Origin of the sequence: Thalassolituus sp. ST750PaO-4 (assembly GCF_020320405.1) — a bacterium.
Taxonomy (GTDB): domain Bacteria; phylum Pseudomonadota; class Gammaproteobacteria; order Pseudomonadales; family Oceanobacteraceae; genus Venatoribacter; species Venatoribacter alkanivorans.
The window spans coordinates 372,312-394,884 of record NZ_JABVCB010000001.1 but is presented as its reverse complement, the minus strand read 5'-3'; the positions used below and the strand labels follow the sequence as shown (position 1 = coordinate 394,884).

Below are 22,573 nucleotides of genomic sequence, written 5' to 3'. Positions count from 1 at the left end.
TTGCGGCTGTTTATAGTTTGACAGTTGTCGAACTGACCGGATGCTAAGAAACAGTTTGATGATTGTCAAAGTGTTATCCTGCCATCGTGTTAAAACGACGGAGGCTGAAGTACACTGCCGCCCACTTTCCGGATGTTCACAGTGAATCTATGTGCCGACTGACCGATAAAGGGGTGAACCTGCTGGCCGATGCCTTTAAAGCACTGGCTCATCCCAACCGTTTGCAGATGTATCTGGAAGTTGTGCGTCATCATCAGGCGGAACAGCCCTTAACAGAGCACAGCCGCACCGGCTTACCGGCCCCGGTAGCTGGCTGTGGTGTCGCTGACTTTATCAGTAAGCTCAGCATTGGCGCGCCGACCGTCTCTCATCATGTAAAAGCGCTGGTGGATGCCGGGCTGATCCGGGTCGAAAAACAGGGCAAATATGTGTCCTGCTTTTTAAACGAAGATTTATACCGCGAGCTGGGCGATTTCTTTCGTCCGCTGTCGTCGCAGGAGTAAGCATGAAACTTGAGAATATTGATAAGGCCCGCTTTAAAAAACATCTGAACCGTTTTCAGGCGGCACTGGTCGCAACGCTGCTGGTTCTGTCGCTGGGGTTTTCAACGTTATATATCGCCCTGTGGGGCAGTGCAGAGTCCAATTTCTGGCTCAACGCGGCGGGAGTGGCAACCGCCGCCATAGTGATTGCGGCGCTGATTAACCGCTTTAAAGATCATCCTGCGCTGACTGAGGTAATGTACGTCTGGCGCCTGAAGCAGGCGCTGAACCGGATTTACCGGGCCAGTGCAAAGCTGAATGCGGCGCTGGAGGCTGATAACCCGCTGGCGGTGACCATTCAGTACTATTTCCTGCACGGTTCAAAGCATCTGCACCAGCTGGAAGACAACACGCTGACCATGGATGAACTGAACACTCAGATTGCCCAGCTGGAGAAGCAGATTGAGCGACTGGGACTGACGCCGAGCGTGGATGATTACCGCCCGGAGCTGCTTGAGCAGCTGTAGCCGGCCGTTGTCGGTAAACAGGCCGCAGGCAAGATGCAGCGGCGGCCTTAACCATGTAAACTACGCGCATTTTTTACACACCCCTTTTCATACCTTTGGAAGACACGCAGGCTTTCGCCCATGATGAAATACATTTCTACCCGCGGTAATGCGCCGGAACTGACCTTTGAAGACGTACTGCTGACCGGCCTGGCCACCGACGGCGGCTTATATGTGCCGAAAGACGTACCGCAATTCTCCCTCGAAGAGATCGAATCCTGGCGTGACCTGCCGTACACCGAACTGGCACACAAGGTGATTTACCCGTTCGTGGAAGGCTGTGTGGATTCCGCCGCATTGCAGAAAATGCTGAATGAGGTGTATTCAGGCTTCGGTCATAAAGCGGTTGCTCCGCTGCAGCAGATTGACCACAACGAATACGTACTGGAACTGTTCCACGGCCCGACGCTGGCATTCAAAGACTTCGCTCTGCAATTGCTGGGTCGCCTGCTGGATTACGTGCTGGAACGCCGCCACGAGAAAGTGGTGATCATGGGGGCCACCTCCGGTGATACCGGTTCTGCCGCGATTGAAGGCACCAAAGCCTGTCGTAACGTCGACATCTTTATTCTGCATCCGCACGGCAAGGTATCTGAAGTTCAGCGTCGCCAGATGACCACGGTTAAAGGTGACAACATCTTCAATATCGCCATCGAAGGTAACTTCGACCAGGCGCAGGACATGGTTAAAGCCAGCTTTGGTGACCAGCAGTTCCTGCGTGGTGAGCGCAAACTGGTAGCCGTAAACAGCATCAACTGGGCGCGCATCATGGCGCAGATCGTTTACTACTTCTATTCCGCACTGAACCTGGGTGGCCCGCTGCGTCCAATGGCGTATTCCGTTCCAACCGGTAACTTCGGTGATATTTTCGCCGGTTACATGGCGAAGAAAATGGGCTTGCCGGTTGAACAGCTGATCATCGCCACCAACAGCAACGATGTTCTGCATCGTCTGATGAGCAAGAATCAGTACGAAGTACACCCGCTGCAGCACACCATCACGCCGTCGATGGATATCGCGGTATCCAGCAACTTTGAGCGTCTGCTGTTCGATCTGTATGACCGTGACGGTGCCAAACTGGCGGATCTGATGGCACGCATGAACGCCAAAAAAGATGTGGTGTCTCTGGACGAAGATAAGCTTGCCAAAGCCCGTGAACTGTTCGACAGCTATGCCGTCAGTGAAGATATGACGGTCGCCACTATGCAGGAAGTCTTCGGTGAAACCGGATATCTGCTTGATCCGCATACCGCCATCGGCGTGAAAGCAGCGCGCGAGTGCCGTCGTAACCAGAACATTCCGATGATCACTCTGGGAACTGCGCATCCGGTTAAGTTTGAAGAAGCGGTACTGCGTGCCGGTTTCGATATGCCAAAACTGCCGCATCACCTGACCGATCTGATGGAACGTGAAGAGCGTCTGAATGTGCTGCCTGCTGATCTGGCAACGGTACAAAGCTTTATCGCAAAAAACACCTTTAAGGACTGATACCTTAAACGGTGCTGCTGAAGGCCACTCTTGAGTGGCCTTTTTTATATCTGGCATTCCTGTACAGAGGCACAATTGGTCTATTCTTTGAGACAAAGGTTTGGATTGTCCTGCCGGAAATACCGCCTGAACAGGTATTGATATGACCCATGAATATGGTCCGGAGCTGCTCAGTTATCTGCAGGCATTCGACCAGCTGAAAGAAGCCATCTACATCGTCAATCCGCAGACTGCAGAAATAGTGGCAGTGAATGACGAAGCATGCCGCCAGCAGAAGCTCAGCCGTGAGCGGCTGGTGCAGCGCACGGTCTTTGATCAGCAGCGGGATATCCGCGATTCTGCTCACTGGCAGCTGGTGGTGCAGGCAATCCGCTCAGACCCTGACTATGTCTTTTCCGGCCGCCATATCCGCTCAGATGGCAGCGAATTTCCGGTAGAGGTTTCCAGCCATGTGGTGGTTTGGGATGGTACGGAATATCTGCTGTCTTCGGTACGCGATATTACCCAGCGTAAGGCAATCGAGAAAACACTGCATGATCTTGAGCCGATCATGCAGTTTGTTCTCAATGAAGCCTCGGACGGTATCTGGGACTGGGATCTGGCCACCAACGACGTGTTTTATGCCCCTCAGCTCAAACGTATGCTGGGTTACGGCCCTTACGAAGTGCAGCACACTCTGTTTACCTGGAAAGACAGTCTGCATCCGGAGGATGCCGAACACATTCTGGCCGAAACCGAAGAATACGTCTCCGGTAAACAGGATATTTACGATATTGAATACCGTCTGAGAACCCGCAACGGCGACTATATCTGGGTACATGACCGCGGTTATGTCTGTGCCCGCGATGATAATGGCCGGGCACTGCGGGTGGTGGGCATGGTGCACAATATTGATGAATACAAAAAGCTGGAAGTCCGGTTGCGGGAACTGGCGACCATTGATGAACTGACCGGCCTGCTGAACCGCCGTGCCGGTTATGCGGTCTTTGAACAGCAGTTACAGCTGGCGATCCGGCAACGTACCGTGCTCACGATTGCTTTACTGGATCTGGATACCTTTAAAAACATCAACGACCAGTTTGGACATCAGGTGGGTGACAGGGCACTGCGACTGGCATCTGACACCTTCCGTTCACGGCTGCGGGCGAGTGACACTCTGATGCGCTGGGGAGGCGAGGAGTTTCTGTTGCTGATGCCGGATACCAGTCTTGCGGCTGGTCTGAGTGTGTGTGAAGAGCTGCGCCAGCAACTGGAAAATGCCAGCCTTAAAGCATCTGGCCGCCGTATCCCGCTGACGGTCAGTGCGGGTCTGGCGGCTTGTCCCGAGCATGGAAAAAGTATCAAAAATCTGGTGCAGAGTGCCGATAAAGCGCTGTACCGTGCCAAATCGCTGGGCCGTAACCGCATTATTGGCTGAGCCCCGCCGCTCAGTGGTCATGCGATAATTCCCGCGGATCAATTCCGCAGTTGCCGTTGAAAATGTTACCCTTATGGCTCTTTTTCGCTGTGAGTCTGTATGAACTACCTTGCCTGGCCGGATTACAAACAAGGCTGGATTTTCCGCCATCGGGAGTTGCCCGTGGCTGCAGAAGATCTGGAACATATCAAACCGCTGACTGCCGTAGCCGCCTTGCAGTTCTGGCGCCAGAACATCAGTAAAGAAGCGACCCATGCCAGCCACTTTCTTGGTGATGACTGGCCGGCACGTAATGGCGTCTGGGCAGAGCAGGGCGACTGGCAGACATGCTGGGACAGTGACAGCAATGAATTACCTGAGTTGATTGCTGCGCATTTAAGCTGGGACGACAATACGGTGGTGTATTTCTGCTATCACTCCGAGCATGTGGTGCAGACCAGCTGGAAAATATTCCGCCGTTACTGGAAGAATTTTTTATTCTACGACGACGAACCTTTTCTGTTAGGGAAAAAACGCTCGCAGGTTATACAGTTTCACTCCGATGGCAGCTTCCATATCGGCACCAAACCGGCGGACCACTGAGCTCACAGTGGCCGTCCGTTCGCTTGTTACCAATGCAGGTAATAATCGAAGTCATTTATATTGTCTTCTTCTGACCAACGCTTGCGCAGCCCGGCGCTAATTCATAGACTGGTTTATTCAGTTTTTAAGGAGCGCGGCCATGAAGGGTGACGTCAAAGTAAACGAGTATCTGAATCAGCTTCTCAGCATCGAACTCACATCGATTAATCAGTATTTTCTCCATGCCCGCATGTTTAAAAACTGGGGTTTTTCTGAGCTGGATGAAAAGGCTTACAAAAAATCCATCAAGGATATGAAACAGGCCGACAAACTGATTGAACGCATTTTATTTCTCGAAGGTCTGCCTAATCTGCAGAAGCTGAATCGTCTGCGCATTGGCGAAAATACCGCCGAAATGTTGCAGTGCGATCTGGATCAGATTGTCGAGCAGCTGGAAGTCCTCAAAGAAGCCATTGCCTATTGTGAATCGGTTAAAGATTACGTTAGCCGCGAGCTGCTGGAAGAGATTCAGGAATACGAAGAAGAATACCTCGACTGGCTGGAAACCCAGCAATCTCTGATTGCCCAGGTTGGCATCGAAAATTATCAACAGTCCATGATGTAAGAGGAGGCCGGATATGAAAGGTAACGCACAGGTTATTGCCAAATTAAACGAGTTATTGGCCGGTGAATTAAGCGCCATGGATCAGTACTTTATCCATTCCCGTATGTACGATGACTGGGGACTGAAAAAACTGTACGAGCGCATTGATCACGAGTTCGAAGATGAAAAGGGCCACGCTTCAAAGCTCATTGAGCGCATTCTGTTTCTGGGCGGGACACCTGATATGGTAACCCGGGTGCCGCTGAATATCGGTAAAGACGTACCGGCAATGCTGAAGAGCGATCTTGATCTGGAGTACAAGGTTATCGTCGATCTGCGGGAAGTCATGGCCCTGTGTGAACAGGTTCGGGACTATCAGACCCGTGATATGTTGCAGGTGCTGCTGGATGATACCGAAAACGATCACACTCACTGGCTGGAACAGCAGCTGGGTCTGATCGACAAAATCGGCCTGCCTAACTATCTGCAGTCGCAGATGTCCTGACCGGAACAGCCTGTTGCTCACAAAAAAGCTCCCATCGGGAGCTTTTTTGTTATGTGCCGGTCGAACCCCGCCGTATGCGCCTGATCTGTTGCTGCAGGAGCCCTGGCTCTGAACCGGGGATAAATCAGTATCACTGTAAATAACGCGGTAAAAGGTTGTACCTGTGTTCAGATTCCCCCGCTTTCTGTGGTTAAATGCCGCACGCATTTCTCTGTTGGTGGAGGTTGTTATGCCCCCTCGGGCATCGTTTTTCCTCATAGCTTGTATTGCCCTGATCACTTCGGGTTGTTCTGTCTGGCCAGGCCGGGAACACCGTGAACTGACATTGGCAGACATTGAACAACTGCTGGATCAGAAGATGCCGGTTGCTCAACCGGTGCCTGCTGCTGCGGCCTGTACAGACGTTGCTGCGCTGGATGACAAACTTCGTCGTCAGCGTTTACAGCTGGTCCGTATGAATAAACAACTGCAGGCGCTGACGGCCGCATCGCCGACTTTTTCCGGTGCTGAGTGCCCACCACGGGAAGCTCCGGCGACCCTGATGGATGGCAAAACCATTATTGGTGCCAGCGAATGGATTTACCTGTCTCCGCCAGGCCATCATTATCAGGCGCGAATTGACAGTGGTGCGGCAACTTCATCACTGAGTGCCGTGAATGTTGTGCGTTTTGAACGCAATGGTAAGCGTTGGGTGCGTTTCTGGCTGCAGCACGATGATGAGGCTGAACCGATTGAGATCGAAGCACCGCTGGTGCGTCATGTGCTGATCCGTCAGGCTTCCAGCGATGAAGTAGACCGCCGGCCGGTGGTCTCCCTGACAGTAAATCTTGGCTCAGCGCTGCAGCAGGATACCGAGTTTACCCTCACTGACCGTTCACAGATGACCTATCCCATTTTGCTGGGCCGTGAGTTTTTACGTGACGTAACCCTGATTGATGTTGGCCGTCGCTTCCTGCACGCCAAGTTTGTACCGGATACTGCACCGGTGACAAAAGCGCCTGTACCATCAGCAAAAACGCCAACGGTAACAGCACCGCCTGCTGCTCCGGCCAAAAAATCGCCGCCCGCGGCTACCACTCCCGCAACAAGCGAACCGGCTGAATTGAAAAAGAAAGCAGCGGAGCCGGATGTTAAAACGCCGATAAAAGCCGCTCCTGAAAACAGTACTTCAGCCCCGGCGGCAGATGCTGTGGATGGCAGCAAGCCGGCCACTGCAGAACCTCCGGTGAACGCTGAACCGGCTCCCAACACACCGTAGCCTGCGATGCCAATATTATGAACATCCGATCCCTGTCATTTTCCCGCGCGCCTTTTTTTCTGCTGGTTGGTTTTTTACTGGTGGTCGGTATCGTACTGACATTGCATCGTCACTGGATGTATGAAGTACCGCTGGTGTATGGCGAAACCCAGACCATCTGGTCGGTGGAAGCCAAGGTCGAATTTAATGCGCATGGCGGGCCGGTCAAAGTATCGATGGCTCGTCCGTCGGCACAGGATGGCTTTACCGTATTAAAAGAAGCCGGTGCATCACCAGGTTATGGTCTGAATTTTATGGACAGTGATGAACCCCGTGCCGAGTGGACCGTGCGTGGTGCCAAAGGGAAACAGGAACTGTTTTATCGTGCCGAAATTCTGGTCAGCCAGATGCAGTCTGGTGCCGATCTGCCGCCACCGGCAATCGATCCGGTCAGCTGGCCGGAGCCTTATGCCAGTGCCGTCAGTGAAGTGCTGGCCGCGGCTTATGCCACCTCGGCTGATAACTACAGCCTGACGCGGGAATTATTAAAGCGTTTCCGTGAAGATGAAACCGCACAGCATATTGAATTACTTCGTACCCACTATGCCGATCAGCTGCCGGAACTGTGGGTAGAAATGCTGCATAAAGCACGTGTGCCGGCATCGGTAGTGTATGGTCTTAACCTGCAGGATGGCCGTCGCCGCCAGAGTCTGACGCCTTTGTTACGGGTGTGGAATGGCAACGACAGCCAGATATTTGAGTTGCCAGGCGAGAAGAGCAGCGCCTCGGTATTGTTGGCTGCTGATACGCCGTTATTATTGTGGGAGCAGCGCGGGGCTCCGGTTCTGGATGTTACCGGCGGTACCGATTCCAGTATCCGTTTCTCAATGCTGAAACGGGAAGAGTCCACTTACGCAAATATTGCTGAAAATCTCTCCAGTCAGCATGATTTCCTGAATTTCTCGATTCACAGTCTGCCGGTGGAAGAGCAGGCGATGTTTAAAACCATTCTGCTGATTCCTATCGGTGCGCTGATTGTCTGTATTCTGCGTATTGTTATTGGTATCCGTACTTCGGGCACCTTTATGCCGGTATTGATTGCTCTGGCATTTATTCAGACTTCTCTGGTTACCGGTCTGGTCGGTTTTTTACTGGTGGTTGCCACAGGATTATTTATCCGCGGTTATTTATCCCGTCTGAATTTATTATTGGTGGCGCGGATTACCGCTGTGATTATTACCGTGATTGCCATTATCAGTATTTTCAGTGTTCTGTCTTATAAACTGGGGCTGACTGAAGGTCTGAAAATTACCTTTTTCCCGATGATTATTCTGTCCTGGACCATCGAACGGATGTCGATTCTGTGGGAGGAAGAAGGTGGTCGTGAGGTAATGGTGCAGGGCGGTGGCAGTCTGTTGACTGCTGTGCTGGCTTACTGGGCGATGAGTGACCCCTGGGTGCGGCATTTAACATTCAACTTTATTGGCATTCAGTTCATTGTTCTGGCACTGGTACTGCTGATCGGTTCTTACACCGGCTATCGTCTGTTGGAGCTGAAACGCTTCAAGGCGTTTGGGAACTAACGTGTTTACCTTGCCATGGCGTCTTGAACGGCGCGGAATTCTGGGCATGAACCGGCGTAATATCAGCTATATCAGCCGTTATAACCCACGCCGTTTATATCCTCTGGTTGATAATAAACTGAAGACCAAATTACTGGCACAAAAAGCAGGAATAACCACGCCGGCATTAATTGGTACTATTCAGAGTCAGCACGATGTTTCTTTGCTTGCTGATCTGTTACGTGATGTTCCGGGCTTTGCCATTAAGCCGGCGAAAGGCAGTGGTGGCAAAGGCATTCTGGTTCTCAGCCGGTATGATGATGAGCAGTACGTCAAAAACAGCGGAACTCTGGTGACCCTGGCGGAATTACAGCGTCACGTATCGAATATTCTTTCTGGTTTATACAGTCTTGGCGGCAGTCCGGATATTGCCATTATTGAAGAGCTGATCGAATTTGATCCCAAGCTTGGTGGTTATTCGTTTGAAGGTGTGCCGGATATTCGTGTGATTGTTTGCCGTGGTTATCCGGTGATGGCGATGATGCGTCTTTCTACCCGCAGTTCTGATGGCAAAGCAAACCTGCATCAGGGAGCGGTTGGTGTCGGATTGGATATTGCTACCGGGCGGCCGTTAAATGCGGTGCAGGATGGTTTAAGTGTTGAGCGTCACCCTGATACCGGACGGGAATTATCAGAGCTGGTTATCCCGCAATGGGGGCAACTGCTGGAATTGGCAGCGCGCTGTTATGAGGAGACGGGTCTGGGGTATCTGGGTACCGATATGGTTCTTGACCGTCGTTACGGCCCGATGTTGCTTGAGTTAAATGCCCGTCCGGGACTGACCATTCAGGTTGCTAACGGTTGTGGTCTGTTACCACGCTTACGCAAAATTGATGCTCTGTCCGATGCTGATATTTTCCGGCCGGCAGCGGAGAGGGTAGAGCTAAGCCGCCAGTGGTTTGCGGCAGATCCGTTGCAACAGGTGGGTTCAGCTGAATTATCAGAAACATAAAATAAATAAAAAGGCCCAACCGGGCCTTTTTATTTATTGTTTCTTTTGCGCTGACCGCGTTTATTCCAGCAGGCTGTCTAGGCCGGATTCCAGTGAGGTGGTTTTCGCCACATCCGCATAAGCCCGGGTCGTATCCATGCCAATCACTTCAGCAACGGCCAGAGGGAACTGTTCAATAATCTGCTCGTCAGTCCAGTTTTTTTCGTGAGCATCTTTCAGATATTTAGCGATGTAAATTACGCCCGCCAGCTGAGAATAAGGCTGGTCACTTTCGGGATTATGTTGCTGCAGTATGGCTTGCTGCATTTCTTCCGGGAATTTCCAGCGTTTGGCCAGCTCTGCGCCAACATCCGCATAGTTGTAGCCCAGCAGGCTGGTTTCCAGTGTATTGCGTGTTGCGCCCAGCGTTTCAGCATCATCAATGCTTTTGAGTTCATCAGGAATGACCATATGCATCAGCAAGGTACCGATGGAGTGCAACATGCCGCAGGTAAAGGCAGTTTCCCGGTCGCAATCTTTAACATAGCCGGCAATCCACTTGGATAACGCGCCAATAGCAAAAGAATCACGCCAGAATTTTTTCTGATCAAAGCCTTCCGGTGCCTTGAAAGCACCTGTGACGCCGGAGGCCAGTACCATGGTACGCAGAGTATTAAAGCCGAGCAGCATAATGGCATCGTGGGGATTGGAAACTGTGCGTGACACACCATAATGGGCGGAATTGGCCAGACGCAGAACCTTTGCGGTGAGTGCCTGATCCAGTGCCACTTTATTGCTGATGTCATCAACGTTAACGTCTTCATCGCGGAAACTTTCAATTAATTCCTGCACGACGCGTGGAATATGGGGCAGTGTCTGGGACTCAGCGAAAATGTTAGCCATGCTCATAGTTATACTTCCTTTGGGTTTCACTGCAATAAAGCATAGGCGAGGAATCCGGAACGGGTAATCTGTGGTGATTCTTTATTGTAATTTTCTGAATCTGTCCTGGTGGGAAAATACTGCTGCTCCGGACAGTAAAAAATGTCACATAAAAGGCGGAAAGCGCCAATAAATCCACATACAGCAACGCTAAGTCTTTGATATTATTGGATGACTTCGGGAGAACAGGTTATGCAGCAACAACGAATCGGTTTTATTGGCATGGGGTTGATGGGTGTACCCATGAGTCAGTGTTTGTTAGCTGCTGGCTATCCGCTTATGGTCTGGAACCGTAACCCTGATAAAACCACTGCTCTGCTTCAGGCGGGAGCGCAGGTTGCAGCTTCTGTTGCTGAGCTTGTGGCAGCAAGCGATGTAGTGATGCTCTGCGTAACCGATACCGCGGCGGTTGAATCTGTTGTTTTCGCGGCTGATGGTATTGCAGCTCATGGTCGTACCGGCCAGGTGCTGATTGATTTCTCCAGTATTGACCCGGCGGCGACCCGGGAGATGGCCGAGCGTCTGGAAGCGGCCTGCGGCATGCGCTGGATTGATGCGCCGGTTTCCGGTGGTGTGGCCGGGGCGGAACAGGGCACTCTGGCGATTATGGCCGGTGGTGACGAAACGCTGATAGACATGCTGCGCCCGTTGCTGGCACCGCTATCGCAGCGGGTTACCCGTATGGGGCCTGTGGGAGCGGGACAGGTGACCAAGATCTGTAATCAGATGCTGGTAAGCTGCAATGTACTGGTCATGGCTGAAGTGATGGCGCTGGCGGAAAAATCCGGCGTCGATGCGGCACAGATTCCGGCGGCTCTTAAAGGCGGATTTGCCGATTCAGTGCCTCTGCAGCTGACCGGCCCGCGTATGGCAGAACGCGATTTTGACCCTGTGAAGTGGCACGTAAAGACGCTGTTAAAAGATCTGGATATGGCCAATGATCTGGCCAGAATAATGAAAAGTGCCATTCCAATGGCCGGACTGGGTGCAGAATTAATGCGTCTGCACGCAAGCCAGGGTAACGCAGAAAAGGATCCCTGCACTCTGGTGACTATGTATACGGAGAAACAAGGGTGAAACTCACCGCAAATCTGTCCCTGATGTACACTGAGCTGCCATTTTTGCAGCGTTTTGCCGCAGCGCACCATGATGGCTTCGGGGCGGTGGAAATCCAGTTTCCTTACGACACACCGATAGAACACATTCAGCAGGCGCTGAGCGAAAATAATCTGCGCTGCGTTCTGATTAATGTACCGGCCGGCGATTTAATGGAAGGCGGTGAGGGGCTGGCTGCTGTACCGGGAAAAACCGCCGAATACGCAGCCGCGATGGTTGAATGCCTGTACTACGCGCGGGCATTAAAAGTCTCGTGTGTGAATGTCTTGCCGGGGCGTTGTAACGACGAAAATAAACGGGTTTTTTACCTCGATACATTTAAAAAGAATCTGCTGAAAACCGCTGAAAGCCTGGCGCCTTTTGGTATCACCACCACCTTTGAAGCAATCAATACCCGCGATATGCCGGGCTTTCTTATTTCATCGGGCCAGCAGATGCTGGATATTATCGCCGAGCTGAATCATCCGGCGATTAAAGCGCAATTTGATATTTATCATATGGCGCTGATGGGGCATAACGTCTGCGATTTTATTAATCTGCATGCCGCGAAAATTGGTCATATTCAGTTTGCTGATATACCAAAACGCGGCGAGCCAGGCAGTGGCACGCTGGATTTTCCTGCTATTTTCCGCTGTATCGAAACCTCGGGTTATAAAGGCTGGGTTGGCGCTGAATATAAGCCAACACGGGCAACCTCTATGACCATGCAGTGGAAGCGTGATCTGGCGGTGAATGTCGCCCTTTGTTCATAGATAGCTGACAGAATGAGCCGGCTCAGCTGAACATATCCAGCTGAGAATCATCGGCTTTGCGCGTTCTGGTCTGTGACCGGGCGCGTGGTTTCTTCTCTTCTTTCTCTTCTTTGCTGTCTTGAGCCGTGATTATCTGTTGCAGTGCAGCGTTCTCTGTTGCGCTGCTGGCAGGCGTGTCTGTGTCAGTACTTATGGGCTCTTCGAACAGGCTGACATTCACGTCATGCTCACGCTTTTCGGCTTTGGCTACGGAAGGATGGCTTTCGGTAGTAGCCCTGTGTTCCGGTTCAGCAATGCTTGCGCGGATGTCGGTGTCCGGACTAGCAGTATCTGCTGGTGCAACAGGCATATCCTGCTGCGGGGCAAACATATCCAGCTGCGGTATGACAATTTCTTCTTCGTTGCTGGCTGTACTTTGTTGTTTGGCGCTCAGCACCTTAAGGCGGCGCTTTTCACACAGATTCACCACCAGTTGCTTCTGGAAGGTCGTAAACTGGTTCCAGTAGAGACGTTCGTCACGGCTGCGGAAGCAGCCTTTGCAGTAGCCGCGGTTGTTCAGTTCGCAGATACGGCGGCAAGGACTGGGAATGTCAAAGAGTTCGCCCTGATCAATCATCGGAGTAACAATCAGCTGATAATGACCCAAGATTAACAGGTTCTGCGTCGCAGGAAAGCGTTGGGCAGGCCAATTCTGTACCGTGAGCGGCAGGAAAACAGGGGAGGCAGAAATGAAACAGCCCACAAACACCGGAGTGCATGTGGGCTGCCAGAAGATGCTTGATCTGACCCGAAAGTCAGATCAGGCGAAAGGCTTACAGAGGAGTTACGTTTTCCGCCTGTGGGCCTTTCTGACCTTGAGTAACTTCCATAGTTACTTTCTGGCCTTCTTGCAGAGTCTTACGACCACCGCCGTTGATAGCACTGAAATGTACGAATACATCTTTGCCAGATTCCTGCTCGATGAAGCCGAAACCTTTTTCGTCATTGAACCACTTGACGGTGCCTTGAACTAAATTTGCCATGCTTTATTTCCTGAGTAATGCGCCAATCAACGATCGGCCTTGCTATATCTTCTGGCATTTTCATCGATACTGGCCGGCGAACCGGGAAGACAATCAATAAATGCCGCTATCGACCAGTATCTTGCATATCTTACGAATATGGAGCACTCGCCAACACACCTGCACACCTGCACAGGCGCGATTATAGTATCTTACTTATTCCCCCTTACCAAGCCTTAGCAAGGCAGTTTGGCAACTATTTGCAACTGTCTGGCAGTTACAGGCGCAGGTGGCGATCTTTTGCTAAACTTGCGCGCCCAAAATCACAGGAAAGCCCGGTGTTTCAGCATATTCAGTGGCCTGCTGACGATCAGGCACAACGACTTTTCCACGGCCGCGGGCATGCCTGGCCGGGCTTCGAGCACCTTAATATTGACTGGTATGCGCCTCTGGTACTGGTCACCCTGTACGCCGAAGTGGACGAATCCTGGCTGTCAGAGCTTGAACAACAGTTGCTGGCAGGCCTTAAGCGTTGCCGTCCCGATCATGCCGGTCAGCTCAGTGTGGTGGTGCAGCACCGTTGTCGTCCTGGCGCGCCTTTTACCCTGCTGTGCGGCAAACTACCGGAACAGCTGGTAATTAAAGAGGATGGTCTGAGCTACTGGCTGCACCTTAACCGTTCGCAGAATACCGGGCTGTTTCTGGATATGGCCAATGGCCGCCGCTGGGTGCGGGGGCACAGTGATGGGCAGCGGGTACTCAATCTGTTTGCCTATACCTGTGGCTTCTCACTGGCTGCGCTGGCCGGTGGTGCCAGTAAAGTGGTGAATGTGGATATGAGCCGCGCGGCCTTGAGTCATGGCCGCGAGAATCATCGTCTGAATGACCACGATCTGAGCCGCGTGGTGTTTGAAGGGGTGGATATCTTTAAATCTTTTGGCCGGCTTAAAAAGCATGGCCCCTATGATCTGCTGATCTGCGATCCACCGACCTTTCAGAAAGGCAGTGTTGATATCCGCCGTGATTACGCCAAGCTGCTGCGGCGACTGCCGGAGCTGATGGTCGCCGGTGGTGATTGCCTGCTGTGTCTGAATGCCCCGGATCTGGGCGACGATTTTCTGCTGGCAGAAGTGGCTCAGCATGCTCCGCACTGTGTGCTGGTGGAGCGGCTGGCCAATCCGCCGGTCTTTATTGAAGCGCAGGCCGGGCGCGGCTTAAAGGTACTGCATTTCCGCTACCAGCCCTGAGCTATACAGCGTGCCGCCGCTCAGAAATTATGGGCGTCGGCGCGTTTCTCGATCAGTTCAATCTTATAGCCGTCCGGGTCTTCAACAAAGGCAATCACCGTGGTGCCGCCTTTAACCGGGCCGGCTTCACGCACGACATTGCCACCATGATTACGGATGCGTTCACAGGCTTCGGCGGCGTTATCCACTTCGATGGCGATATGGCCGTAAGCGCTGCCCAGATCGTATTCGCTGGTGCCCCAGTTGTAGGTCAGCTCCAGCACTGCGCCTTCGCTCTCCGGCTGATAACCGATAAAGGCCAGGGTGTACTGGTATTCTTCGTTGTCGTGCTTGCGCAGCAGGGTCATGCCCAGCACTTTGGTGTAAAACTCAATGGCGCGGTCCATATCGCCGACGCGCAGCATGGTGTGTAACAGTCGCATGGGAAGCTCCTAGTCAGATGTCTTTTGTTTGAATTCGCACAGGTCTTCGATGATACAGGCGCCGCATTTGGGTTTGCGCGCCACGCAGACATAGCGGCCATGCAGAATCAGCCAGTGGTGGGCGTCGAGCTGAAACTCTTTTGGCACGACCCGCATAAGGCGCTGTTCCACCTCATCAACATTTTTACCCGGCGCAATTTTCGTGCGATTAGAGACGCGGAAAATATGGGTGTCGACGGCAATGGTTGGCTGGCCAAAGGCCGTGTTCAGCACAACATTGGCGGTTTTGCGCCCGACACCGGGCAGGGCTTCCAGTGCTTCACGGGTTTGTGGCACTTCGCCGCCATGTTGTTCAAGCAGAATCTCGCACAACCTGATGACGTTTTTGGCTTTGCTGTTAAACAGGCCGATGGTTTTGATGTATTGCTTTAAACCTTCTTCCCCCAGCGCGCGGATACTTTCAGGGGTATTGGCTACCGGGTAGAGTTTGCGTGTTGCTTTGTTGACGCTGACGTCGGTGGCCTGAGCCGACAGCAGCACGGCAATCAGCAGTTCGAAGGGCGTGCTGTATTCCAGTTCCGTTTCCGGGTGCGGATTTTCGGCCTTCAGGCGGGAAAATATTTCGATGCGTTTTTCTTTATTCATGCAGATAACAGGCTGAAAGAATCAGCGCCTATGATAACGCTGATCCTGTTCTATTTCGCCTTTTCCACCCGGTTGCGGCCATTTTCTTTGGCTTTGTACAGCGCTTTGTCGGCGCGCTTCATTAAGTCCTCGATGCTTTCGCCGCTGTTACGCCGCGCGGCACCAAAGCTCATGGTGACATTCAGGGTTTTGCTGTTATTGCTTTGGCCGCGCTGTTTTTTGCCCTGACGCTGGGTCTCGGGGCGTTGCTGACGGTTGCGTACAACCAGCGGATAGCTGGCGATGCGCGCGCGGGTTGCCTCAATAAAAGGCAGGCATTGGCTCAGCTCAGATGACGGAAATATCAGGGTAAATTCTTCGCCACCATAACGGTAAGCGCGTCCGCCACCGCTGGTTTTATTCAGTTGGGCGGCAACCAGGCGCAGTACGTCATCGCCGACATCATGGCCATGGGTATCGTTGAATTGTTTGAAATGATCGATATCGGCCATCACCAGCAGGTAGCGGCCATGACGGTGTTTCAGGTCATTCATCAGGGCCCGGCGACCGGGCAGACCGGTGAGCTCGTCAATAAAGGCCAGGTGGTGATTGTTGATCAGCAGAGTGGCAAACAATAAAAGCAGCGACAGGCTGCTGACCAGCACAGAAATCTGGCTCGCATCCAGCCGGTAAAATAACCAGCCATGCAACAGCAAAAGCGCCAGCAGGGCCAGTGGTGTATCGCTCTGTTGTGGCAGACGGTTGATAATCAGCGCGGCGCTAAGGGTAAAACTGATCCACGCTGGCAGTGGCAACAGGCCGGCGCTGGCCTGTTCACGGAAGTCGGCAGTCCAGTTCAGGCTGGCGCTATACCAGTCACTGACGCTCAGTGCCGCCAGCACCAGAAACTGCAGACTGAGGATGGCGGGAAATATTATGCCGCCAAGAGAGAACGGCCGCCGTTCGGGTAAATAGCGGATCAGCGCCACATTGACTGGCCACAGCAGGCACAGCCAGAAAAATACCCAGTAAGTGTCAGCGTCACTCAGCTGAACCTGTAAGCGTTGCTGTACCAGTGCGTAGGTCACCAGCGTCAGGATGGCCATCTGGCCGATACGGCCCTGATTAAACAGCTGGGTTAATAAAAGCAGCAATACACCCAAGCCATACGGCAGTGCCTGCAGCAGCAGGGCGTAGTCGGCATGCCAGCGAGGCATGTAAGGCAGAGAAAACCAAGCTGCCAGCAGAACAATAAACGGCAGGGCTGCCGGACGCAGAGAGCTGAGGTAAGGCAAAGTTAATCTCAAAGTCATTAATAGTAAGACAGACCCTAACTATAGACGTCTGTGCTGGCCGCAATTGCAACATTGTGTTGGAGAATGGCAACGAATCTGCGATAAAACGCCTATTTCCTCCGGAGCAGCCCCTATGCAGATTGGTGACCGTTACGAGCTGGAAGCAGAAATTACCGCGATGTATACGGCGCAGGGATTGTGCACAACAATAGAAGAGCGTTTTCCTGAGGTACTGGCAACAGCCAAAATGATTGCCCTAATGGAGCTGGCTGCGGCACGGCTGATGACGCCATTATTGGCTGCGGGTGAACTTTCGGTCGGAGTGCATGTGAATGTGACCCATATAGCGCCGACGCCAGTCGGAGCGAGTGTGAAAGTCAGCGCTGAGTATCTGGGCAAACCGGCCGACTTTTACGAATTCGAAGTCCGCCTTGAAGATGCGGCAGGAATAGCCGGGGCGGGCACCCATGGCCGTGCCATCGTAGCCGAAGAGCGCTTGCTGCAAGGAGCTGCACGGCGACGTTAATGTGTGACATAGACCGCTTTTGCGGCAGAATTTTCAGGTGAAGGTGGCTTCCCCCTCGGATATACTTCGCGGCTTATCAATAAAGCGGCTTCTGTCGTTTTCAGGATGGCGGCTCTGCTGTCAGCAGCGAATGCACAATGGACTACAGGCCCGGTTAAGGGTACTTCTAAGGACTACATCATGATCAGCCCACGTCTGGCGCTTGTCGCCATTTTTACCTCTGCGCTATTGCTTGCAGGATGCAGCGATAATGATTCCGGCAGCTCGTCAGCCAGTTCTGCTCCGGCAGTCAGTGAGCCGTCACTTGATCAGGTAGCCGAGGCTCCGGCGTCGAGCGCCATTCCGGTTGAATCCGTCGCTCCGGCAGGGACAAAAGCCCAGGCCGATGCTAAAGCCCCCGGCGAAAAGCTGACAACGGCCGAACTGTACGCTGGCGTACCTTTACAGGTAGCGGATATCAGCGAGCAGAATTATGACGATGGCAGTGCCATAGGAATTACCTTTTCTGTGCCGCTGGATGGCAGCAAAAACTTTCAGGGCTATTTATTGGTTGAACGCGAACTGGATAACAGCAAACGCGAGCCGGTGAATGGTGGTTGGGTGTTATCCGATGATGGCCGTACCGCGTATTTTGAAAGTGTTGAGCCAGACAGCCGCTATTGGGTAACCGTTGATGCCGGTATCCGCGCGATTAACGGTGAAACCCTGCACAAACCCAGCCGTGGTGATGTGAAATTCGGTTCGCTGAGTGCCAGTCTCGCTTTTGCCAGTAATGGCCATTTCTTGCCGTTAAATCTGCATACCGGTCTGCCGCTGTATGCCTTAAACGTCAGCGAAGCCAATGTGGCTTTTCACCGGGTTAATCCGGATAAACTGGTGCGTCTGGTTAACTGGAAAAACCGTGGCCAGAGCGAAAGCTATTACCGTTTGGATGAATTGCCACAGTTCTCCGATTTAGTGCACGAAGGTCGCTTCACCCTGCCGGCCGAGCGTAACAAGCGCCGCCAGATTAATTTACCGCTGCAGGATATTCCGGCGCTGCGTGAACCGGGTGTTTATCTGGCCGTGATGGCCCGTCCCGGACAGTACGATAACCAACTTGCCGTCACCTATTTCATGGTTACCGATATCGGTGTGCATATCCGCAATTACGGCAACGGCTTTGATGTTTATCTGAATACCCTGGGCAGCCCGGAGCCGGTCGAAGGCGCGCAGGTTCAGCTGTTAAACAGCAACGGCAGTGTTGCCTTCGAAGCAAGCAGCAGTGCTGCAGGACGTGTCAGCGTTCGCCGTAAAATTGATTACGGCCAGGTGCTGGTGGTGCGTAAAGATGAATCCGTCAGTCTGGTAAATTTAAATACTCCGGCGCTCGACCTGTCCGATTTCCGTCTGGCTGATCGTCCGTATAACAGTGCCGAACTCTTTATTTATGCACCGCGCGATATTTACCGTGGCGGCGAGACTGCTACCTTCAGCGCTTTGTTGCGTGACGATGATGGTAAGAGTGTTAATTCACGGCCATTAAAAGGCCGCATCATCCGCCCGGATGGTCAGAAAGTAAAAGACATCAACTGGCAGCCGGCTGCCGGTGGTTATTATCAGTATGAATATCCGCTATCGGCCGATGCCCAGACCGGTAACTGGCGTTTAGAAGTTGAAGGCGTGAGTAAAAACCGCGTGGTGTATCAGTTTAAAGTCGAAGACTTTATGCCTGAGCGTCTGAAACTGACCTTTAATCCGGGGCAGAACACCACCCGTTATTTCACCAGCCGTGAGCGTCTGAATATTCCGGTACTGGGCGAATATTTATACGGTGCACCAGCGGCGGGTAACCGTTTTGATACCAGCATCCGTGTATCGTCACTGGCGCATCCTTTTGAACAATGGCCGGATTTCCATTTTGGCAATGTACGTGAAACCGACTGGAATCAGCAGTTTATTGAAAACGGTGCGGTTCTGGATAAAGACGGCAAAATCACTCTGCAAATCGATTCCCGCTGGGACGGTGCCAAATCGCCGCTGGCCGTTACCGTCACCGGCAGCCTGTTCGAGTCCGGCGGTCGCCCGGTGGTGCGCCGCCATGTTGCCCGCGTATTGCCAGGTAATGAGCTGGTCGGTATCCGCCCGCTGTTTGGCGACCGTGCGGCACGTAATTCACAGGCCGAATTTGAACTGGTTAAAACCAACGCCAAGGGTGAAAAACTGGCGGCCGATAATCTGCAGGTACGGTTAATAAATCAGAATCGCCGTTACCACTGGCGTTATTCCAGCAACCGCGGCTGGTATGTGGAAACCAGCGAGCGTGAATTTAATGAACTGACACTGACACGCAGCATCACTGCCGGTAATACCGAAAAAGTATCGGTGCCGGTCAGCTTCGGCAGCTATCGTCTGGAAATTACCGATAAAAGCACCGGTTTAATCAGCAGCATGACCTTTGATGCCGGTGAAGACTGGTACTGGTATTGGGAAGATGCTCAGGATGCCGAACAGGGCGCACGCCCGGATAAAGTTGTACTGGCGCTGGATAAAGCTGCGTATGCCGCCGGTGATGTCGCACAACTGAAAATTGTACCGCCAGCGGCCGGTGAAACCCTGGTGCTGATTGAAAGTAATCAGCTGTTGTGGAGTGCCCGGGTTACGACGCCGGCTGAGGGAGCCACGCTGGATATTCCGGTCGATGAATCCTGGAACCGTCACGATATTTATATCAGCGCGCTGCATTTACAGCCGGCCGACAACAAACAGCGCATTACCCCGACCCGTTCCGTGGGGCTGATGCATCTGAAACTGGATCGTGAACCACGCCGTCTGAATATTGCCCTCGATGCCCCGAAAAAGTGGACGCCGAACCAGCGTGTCGTCACCGAAGTGAAGATCAGTGACAGCAATGGCGCAGCGGTAAACAATGCCTGGGTAACCCTGGCGGCGGTGGATGTTGGTGTGCTGTCGATCACCGATTTTAAAACCCCCGACCCTTTTACCTGGTTCTTCAGCCCGCGCCGTTATCTGGTGGATATGTACGACATGTACAGCCATTTAATTGGTCTGAATAACAACCGCATGGCGACTCAGCGTTTTGGTGGTGATGCCCCGGAATTAAGCCGTGGCGGTAAAAAAGCCCGCGCCGAAGTACAGATCGTATCGCTGTTTTCCGGTCAGGTGGCGGTGAAAAATGGCGTTGCCCGCATTCCGCTGCAATTACCCGATTTTAATGGCCGTCTGCGTTTAATGGCGCTGGCCTTTGATGACGAACGCTTCGGCAGTCTGGAACAGGAAGTCACGGTCGCAGCGCCGGTGGTTACACAACTGTCGTTGCCGCGTTTTGTCGCCGTGGGTGATGAAACCAGCGTAGCGCTGGACGTTACCAATTTAAGTGGTGAACAGCAGGCACTGACTCTGCAATTCAGCCTCAGTGGCCCGGCAGTCGTGCGTGACAACACACCATTAACCCAGCAGCTGACGCTGGCCGATGGTGAAAAACAAACCCTGTTATTACCTCTGCGTGCAGAATTTCCGGCCGGACAGATTGAAATTGGTCTGCAGTTAACCGGTGCCGGTGATTACTCACTGACCCAGAGCTGGAAACTCAACAGCCGTGCCGCCCATCCGGCGCTGACCAAAAAGAAACAGATGGTACTGCAGCCGGGCGAACGTCTGGTGCTGGACGGCAGCGAGATGGATGGCTGGATTCCGCAGTCGCTGGAAGCATTGCTCAGTGTGAATAACCGCGTGAATTTAAACCCGCGCAGCCAGCTCGAATATCTGCTGCGCTATCCGTATGGCTGTCTGGAGCAATCGTTAAGCTCCACCTATCCGTGGATTTATGCAACGCCTGACCAGCTGTCCGATCTGGGTCTGAAAAACAGTACCGGTCGTAAGCGTGAAAGCGCGCTGGACAGCGGTATGGATCGTATTGTTAAGCGCCAGATGAATCATGGCGGCTATGGCTTATGGTCAAACCATGATGATTATGAGCAGCACTGGCTGACCGCCTATGCCGGTGATTTCCTCACCGATGCACAGGATGAAGGTGTACGTGTTGATGCCGATGTACTGCGTAAAACCCTGAGCCGTCTGCAGGAATATCTGCGTGGCCGCGGTAATTTCAGCGAACGCTGGAATGATCGTCCGGAACTCTACCGTCAGATTTATCAGAGTTACGCGGCCTATGTTCTGGCGCGGCATAAAAAAGCATCGCTGAGTGATATCCGTCGCCTGGCGGGTGAGGCGCGTCTGGATTTACCGGCACTGCCATTACTGCATCTGGCACTGGCGGCGAAATTACAGGGCGACCAGCAGCTGTCAGATCAGTTAATGGAAAAGCTGAAAACCGTACAGCGTGAAGAAAATTATTACCTCGGTGATTACGGCTCACGCGTGCGTGATACTGCACAGGTCGTACGCCTGTTACTGCAGTACCGCCAGCAGCAGAGTTTTGCGCTCAGCCGTGCTGAAGCGCTGGCGCGTATGCTGGAGCGCCGTACCTATCTGAGCACCCAGGAACGTAATGCGGTCTTTATGGCGGCGGTACAGCTGGATCGTGTGCCGGGCGATGAGTGGAGTGGTGAACTGAGCATGGGCAGCGTATTAAAAACCCTGCAGCAGGCCGGTGAATTTAACTTGCTGGAAAGTGGCAGCAGCCTGCGTGATGGCGTAACACTGAGCAATACCAGCAGCGATCCGTTATTCGCCACACTGATGTATCAGGGCCACAGCAAACTGGCACCGCCGGCAGAAAGTAATGGTGTGAGTATTCAGCGCCGTTATTTCACTACCGATGGTCAGGCAATTATTCCAGATGACGGTGCGCTGCGCATGAAAGTCGGTGAGCTGATGCTGGTGCAGCTGGAAGTAAAAGCCGATAAACGCCGTCCGGATTTATTACTGGTGGATTTATTACCGGCCGGTCTGGAGCTGGAAAATCAGAACTTAAGCGCATCGATCAAACTGGATGAAATCAATATCGATACTCAGCCGGTGGCAGAATGGCAGCGCCGTTCACGTATTTCTCATCAGGAATACCGTGACGACCGTTATGTCGCCGCTATTGATGCCGATTCTTACAGCACCACCCGGGTATTTTATCTGGTGCGGGCGGTAACGCCGGGTAATTATCAGGTGCCGGTACCGCTGGTCGAAGATATGTACGACCCGGAAACCCGTGCGCTGGGTACCACGCCGGATATTCTGTTTGTTACTCAGCCCTGACTCTCTGATGTTGAAGTGTCAGTC

The 22,573-nt window shown here is 52.8% G+C and carries 21 protein-coding genes; 15 read left to right on the top strand and 6 right to left on the bottom strand.

The features are described from left to right. Positions 1–149 precede the first annotated feature (149 nt). From HUF18_RS01835 to HUF18_RS01790, 10 genes are all read left to right on the top strand, one after another. Positions 150–503: an ArsR/SmtB family transcription factor gene (locus HUF18_RS01835; protein WP_225690930.1), complete on the top strand. Its 354-nt coding sequence runs from the start codon at positions 150–152 to the stop codon at positions 501–503. Between the two features lie 2 nt (positions 504–505). Next, positions 506–1,009: a DUF3087 family protein gene (locus HUF18_RS01830; protein ID WP_225690929.1), complete on the top strand. Its 504-nt coding sequence runs from the start codon at positions 506–508 to the stop codon at positions 1,007–1,009. A gap of 123 nt (positions 1,010–1,132) precedes the next feature. After that, a complete protein-coding gene (gene thrC, locus HUF18_RS01825) occupies positions 1,133–2,536 on the top strand; it encodes a threonine synthase (RefSeq protein ID WP_225690970.1) in 1,404 nt (467 codons plus the stop codon). A 142-nt stretch (positions 2,537–2,678) separates the two neighbouring features. After that, positions 2,679–3,953, top strand: a complete 1,275-nt coding sequence (locus HUF18_RS01820) for a sensor domain-containing diguanylate cyclase (protein WP_145470031.1) — start codon at positions 2,679–2,681, stop codon at positions 3,951–3,953. A gap of 99 nt (positions 3,954–4,052) precedes the next feature. Then, positions 4,053–4,535 carry a DUF2947 domain-containing protein gene (locus HUF18_RS01815; protein ID WP_145470032.1) on the top strand — a complete coding sequence of 161 codons (483 nt, stop codon included), beginning with the start codon at positions 4,053–4,055 and terminating at the stop codon, positions 4,533–4,535. 139 nt (positions 4,536–4,674) lie between these two features. Next, positions 4,675–5,139 (top strand): bacterioferritin, encoded by a 465-nt coding sequence (bfr, locus tag HUF18_RS01810; RefSeq protein WP_225690928.1) that lies wholly within the window; start codon positions 4,675–4,677, stop codon positions 5,137–5,139. 13 nt (positions 5,140–5,152) lie between these two features. Next, positions 5,153–5,623 carry a bacterioferritin gene (gene bfr, locus HUF18_RS01805; RefSeq protein WP_145470034.1) on the top strand — a complete coding sequence of 157 codons (471 nt, stop codon included), beginning with the start codon at positions 5,153–5,155 and terminating at the stop codon, positions 5,621–5,623. Positions 5,624–5,852: 229 nt separating this feature from the next. After that, positions 5,853–6,881 (top strand): ATP-dependent zinc protease family protein, encoded by a 1,029-nt coding sequence (locus HUF18_RS01800; RefSeq protein WP_225690927.1) that lies wholly within the window; start codon positions 5,853–5,855, stop codon positions 6,879–6,881. A gap of 17 nt (positions 6,882–6,898) precedes the next feature. Beyond that, the gene (locus tag HUF18_RS01795) at positions 6,899–8,443 is read left to right on the top strand and encodes an inactive transglutaminase family protein (protein WP_225690926.1); all 1,545 of its coding nucleotides are present in this window, start codon (positions 6,899–6,901) and stop codon (positions 8,441–8,443) included. A gap of 1 nt (position 8,444) precedes the next feature. After that, positions 8,445–9,434 (top strand): alpha-L-glutamate ligase-like protein, encoded by a 990-nt coding sequence (locus HUF18_RS01790; RefSeq protein WP_225690925.1) that lies wholly within the window; start codon positions 8,445–8,447, stop codon positions 9,432–9,434. A gap of 60 nt (positions 9,435–9,494) precedes the next feature. Here the strand turns inward: HUF18_RS01790 and HUF18_RS01785 are convergent, their stop codons facing one another. Then, complete coding sequence (locus HUF18_RS01785; RefSeq protein WP_225690924.1) at positions 9,495–10,322, bottom strand: HDOD domain-containing protein; 828 nt, start codon at positions 10,320–10,322, stop codon at positions 9,495–9,497. 225 nt (positions 10,323–10,547) lie between these two features. Between HUF18_RS01785 and HUF18_RS01780 the strand changes: the two genes are divergently transcribed. Together HUF18_RS01780 and HUF18_RS01775 are read left to right on the top strand one after the other, a co-directional pair. Beyond that, a complete protein-coding gene (locus HUF18_RS01780; protein WP_255605545.1) occupies positions 10,548–11,432 on the top strand; it encodes an NAD(P)-dependent oxidoreductase in 885 nt (294 codons plus the stop codon). Continuing rightward, a complete protein-coding gene (locus HUF18_RS01775) occupies positions 11,429–12,223 on the top strand; it encodes a hydroxypyruvate isomerase family protein (protein ID WP_225690922.1) in 795 nt (264 codons plus the stop codon). Before HUF18_RS01780 ends, HUF18_RS01775 begins: the two co-directional genes overlap by 4 nt. Positions 12,224–12,245: 22 nt before the next feature. On the opposite strand, the gene HUF18_RS01770 is transcribed toward HUF18_RS01775, so the two are convergent. Then, positions 12,246–12,869, bottom strand: a complete 624-nt coding sequence (locus tag HUF18_RS01770; RefSeq protein ID WP_225690921.1) for a DUF1289 domain-containing protein — start codon at positions 12,867–12,869, stop codon at positions 12,246–12,248. A 166-nt stretch (positions 12,870–13,035) separates the two neighbouring features. After that, positions 13,036–13,245, bottom strand: coding sequence for a cold-shock protein (locus HUF18_RS01765; RefSeq protein WP_145470041.1), 210 nt, complete (start codon positions 13,243–13,245; stop codon positions 13,036–13,038). A gap of 317 nt (positions 13,246–13,562) precedes the next feature. Here HUF18_RS01765 and HUF18_RS01760 point away from each other — a divergent pair, with 317 nt between their 5' ends. Beyond that, the gene (locus HUF18_RS01760; protein WP_225690920.1) at positions 13,563–14,471 is read left to right on the top strand and encodes a class I SAM-dependent methyltransferase; all 909 of its coding nucleotides are present in this window, start codon (positions 13,563–13,565) and stop codon (positions 14,469–14,471) included. A gap of 20 nt (positions 14,472–14,491) precedes the next feature. Here the strand turns inward: HUF18_RS01760 and gloA are convergent, their stop codons facing one another. Genes gloA through HUF18_RS01745 form a run of 3 tightly spaced genes read right to left on the bottom strand, consistent with a single transcriptional unit; the run spans position 14,492 to position 16,830 of the window. Next, entirely contained in the window at positions 14,492–14,893 is a 402-nt protein-coding gene (gene gloA / locus HUF18_RS01755) for a lactoylglutathione lyase (RefSeq protein WP_225690919.1), read from the bottom strand. Positions 14,894–14,902: 9 nt separating this feature from the next. Beyond that, positions 14,903–15,538 carry an endonuclease III gene (gene nth / locus HUF18_RS01750; protein WP_145470044.1) on the bottom strand — a complete coding sequence of 212 codons (636 nt, stop codon included), beginning with the start codon at positions 15,536–15,538 and terminating at the stop codon, positions 14,903–14,905. A gap of 50 nt (positions 15,539–15,588) precedes the next feature. Next, positions 15,589–16,830 carry a GGDEF domain-containing protein gene (locus HUF18_RS01745; RefSeq protein WP_225690918.1) on the bottom strand — a complete coding sequence of 414 codons (1,242 nt, stop codon included), beginning with the start codon at positions 16,828–16,830 and terminating at the stop codon, positions 15,589–15,591. A 115-nt stretch (positions 16,831–16,945) separates the two neighbouring features. On the opposite strand from HUF18_RS01745, the gene HUF18_RS01740 reads away from it, so the two are divergent. Then, positions 16,946–17,338, top strand: a complete 393-nt coding sequence (locus tag HUF18_RS01740; RefSeq protein WP_225690917.1) for a thioesterase family protein — start codon at positions 16,946–16,948, stop codon at positions 17,336–17,338. 180 nt (positions 17,339–17,518) lie between these two features. Next, the gene (locus tag HUF18_RS01735; RefSeq protein WP_225690916.1) at positions 17,519–22,549 is read left to right on the top strand and encodes an alpha-2-macroglobulin family protein; all 5,031 of its coding nucleotides are present in this window, start codon (positions 17,519–17,521) and stop codon (positions 22,547–22,549) included. The last annotated feature ends 24 nt before the right edge of the window (positions 22,550–22,573 follow it).

Excerpts from the sequence above, each read along its gene's own strand:
- HUF18_RS01795 (WP_225690926.1), top strand. The coding sequence starts at position 6,899 with ATGAACATCCGATCCCTGTCATTTTCCCGCGCGCCTTTTTTTCTGCTG.
- HUF18_RS01785 (WP_225690924.1), bottom strand. The coding sequence starts at position 10,322 with ATGAGCATGGCTAACATTTTCGCTGAGTCCCAGACACTGCCCCATATT.
- HUF18_RS01765 (WP_145470041.1), bottom strand. The coding sequence starts at position 13,245 with ATGGCAAATTTAGTTCAAGGCACCGTCAAGTGGTTCAATGACGAAAAA.
- HUF18_RS01815 (WP_145470032.1), top strand. The coding sequence starts at position 4,053 with ATGAACTACCTTGCCTGGCCGGATTACAAACAAGGCTGGATTTTCCGC.
- gloA (WP_225690919.1), bottom strand. The coding sequence starts at position 14,893 with ATGCGACTGTTACACACCATGCTGCGCGTCGGCGATATGGACCGCGCC.
- bfr (WP_145470034.1), top strand. The coding sequence starts at position 5,153 with ATGAAAGGTAACGCACAGGTTATTGCCAAATTAAACGAGTTATTGGCC.
- thrC (WP_225690970.1), top strand. The coding sequence starts at position 1,133 with ATGAAATACATTTCTACCCGCGGTAATGCGCCGGAACTGACCTTTGAA.
- HUF18_RS01800 (WP_225690927.1), top strand. The coding sequence starts at position 5,853 with ATGCCCCCTCGGGCATCGTTTTTCCTCATAGCTTGTATTGCCCTGATC.
- bfr (WP_225690928.1), top strand. The coding sequence starts at position 4,675 with ATGAAGGGTGACGTCAAAGTAAACGAGTATCTGAATCAGCTTCTCAGC.
- HUF18_RS01830 (WP_225690929.1), top strand. The coding sequence starts at position 506 with ATGAAACTTGAGAATATTGATAAGGCCCGCTTTAAAAAACATCTGAAC.
- HUF18_RS01820 (WP_145470031.1), top strand. The coding sequence starts at position 2,679 with ATGACCCATGAATATGGTCCGGAGCTGCTCAGTTATCTGCAGGCATTC.
- HUF18_RS01780 (WP_255605545.1), top strand. The coding sequence starts at position 10,548 with ATGCAGCAACAACGAATCGGTTTTATTGGCATGGGGTTGATGGGTGTA.
- HUF18_RS01835 (WP_225690930.1), top strand. The coding sequence starts at position 150 with ATGTGCCGACTGACCGATAAAGGGGTGAACCTGCTGGCCGATGCCTTT.
- nth (WP_145470044.1), bottom strand. The coding sequence starts at position 15,538 with ATGAATAAAGAAAAACGCATCGAAATATTTTCCCGCCTGAAGGCCGAA.
- HUF18_RS01740 (WP_225690917.1), top strand. The coding sequence starts at position 16,946 with ATGCAGATTGGTGACCGTTACGAGCTGGAAGCAGAAATTACCGCGATG.
- HUF18_RS01745 (WP_225690918.1), bottom strand. The coding sequence starts at position 16,830 with ATGACTTTGAGATTAACTTTGCCTTACCTCAGCTCTCTGCGTCCGGCA.
- HUF18_RS01735 (WP_225690916.1), top strand. The coding sequence starts at position 17,519 with ATGATCAGCCCACGTCTGGCGCTTGTCGCCATTTTTACCTCTGCGCTA.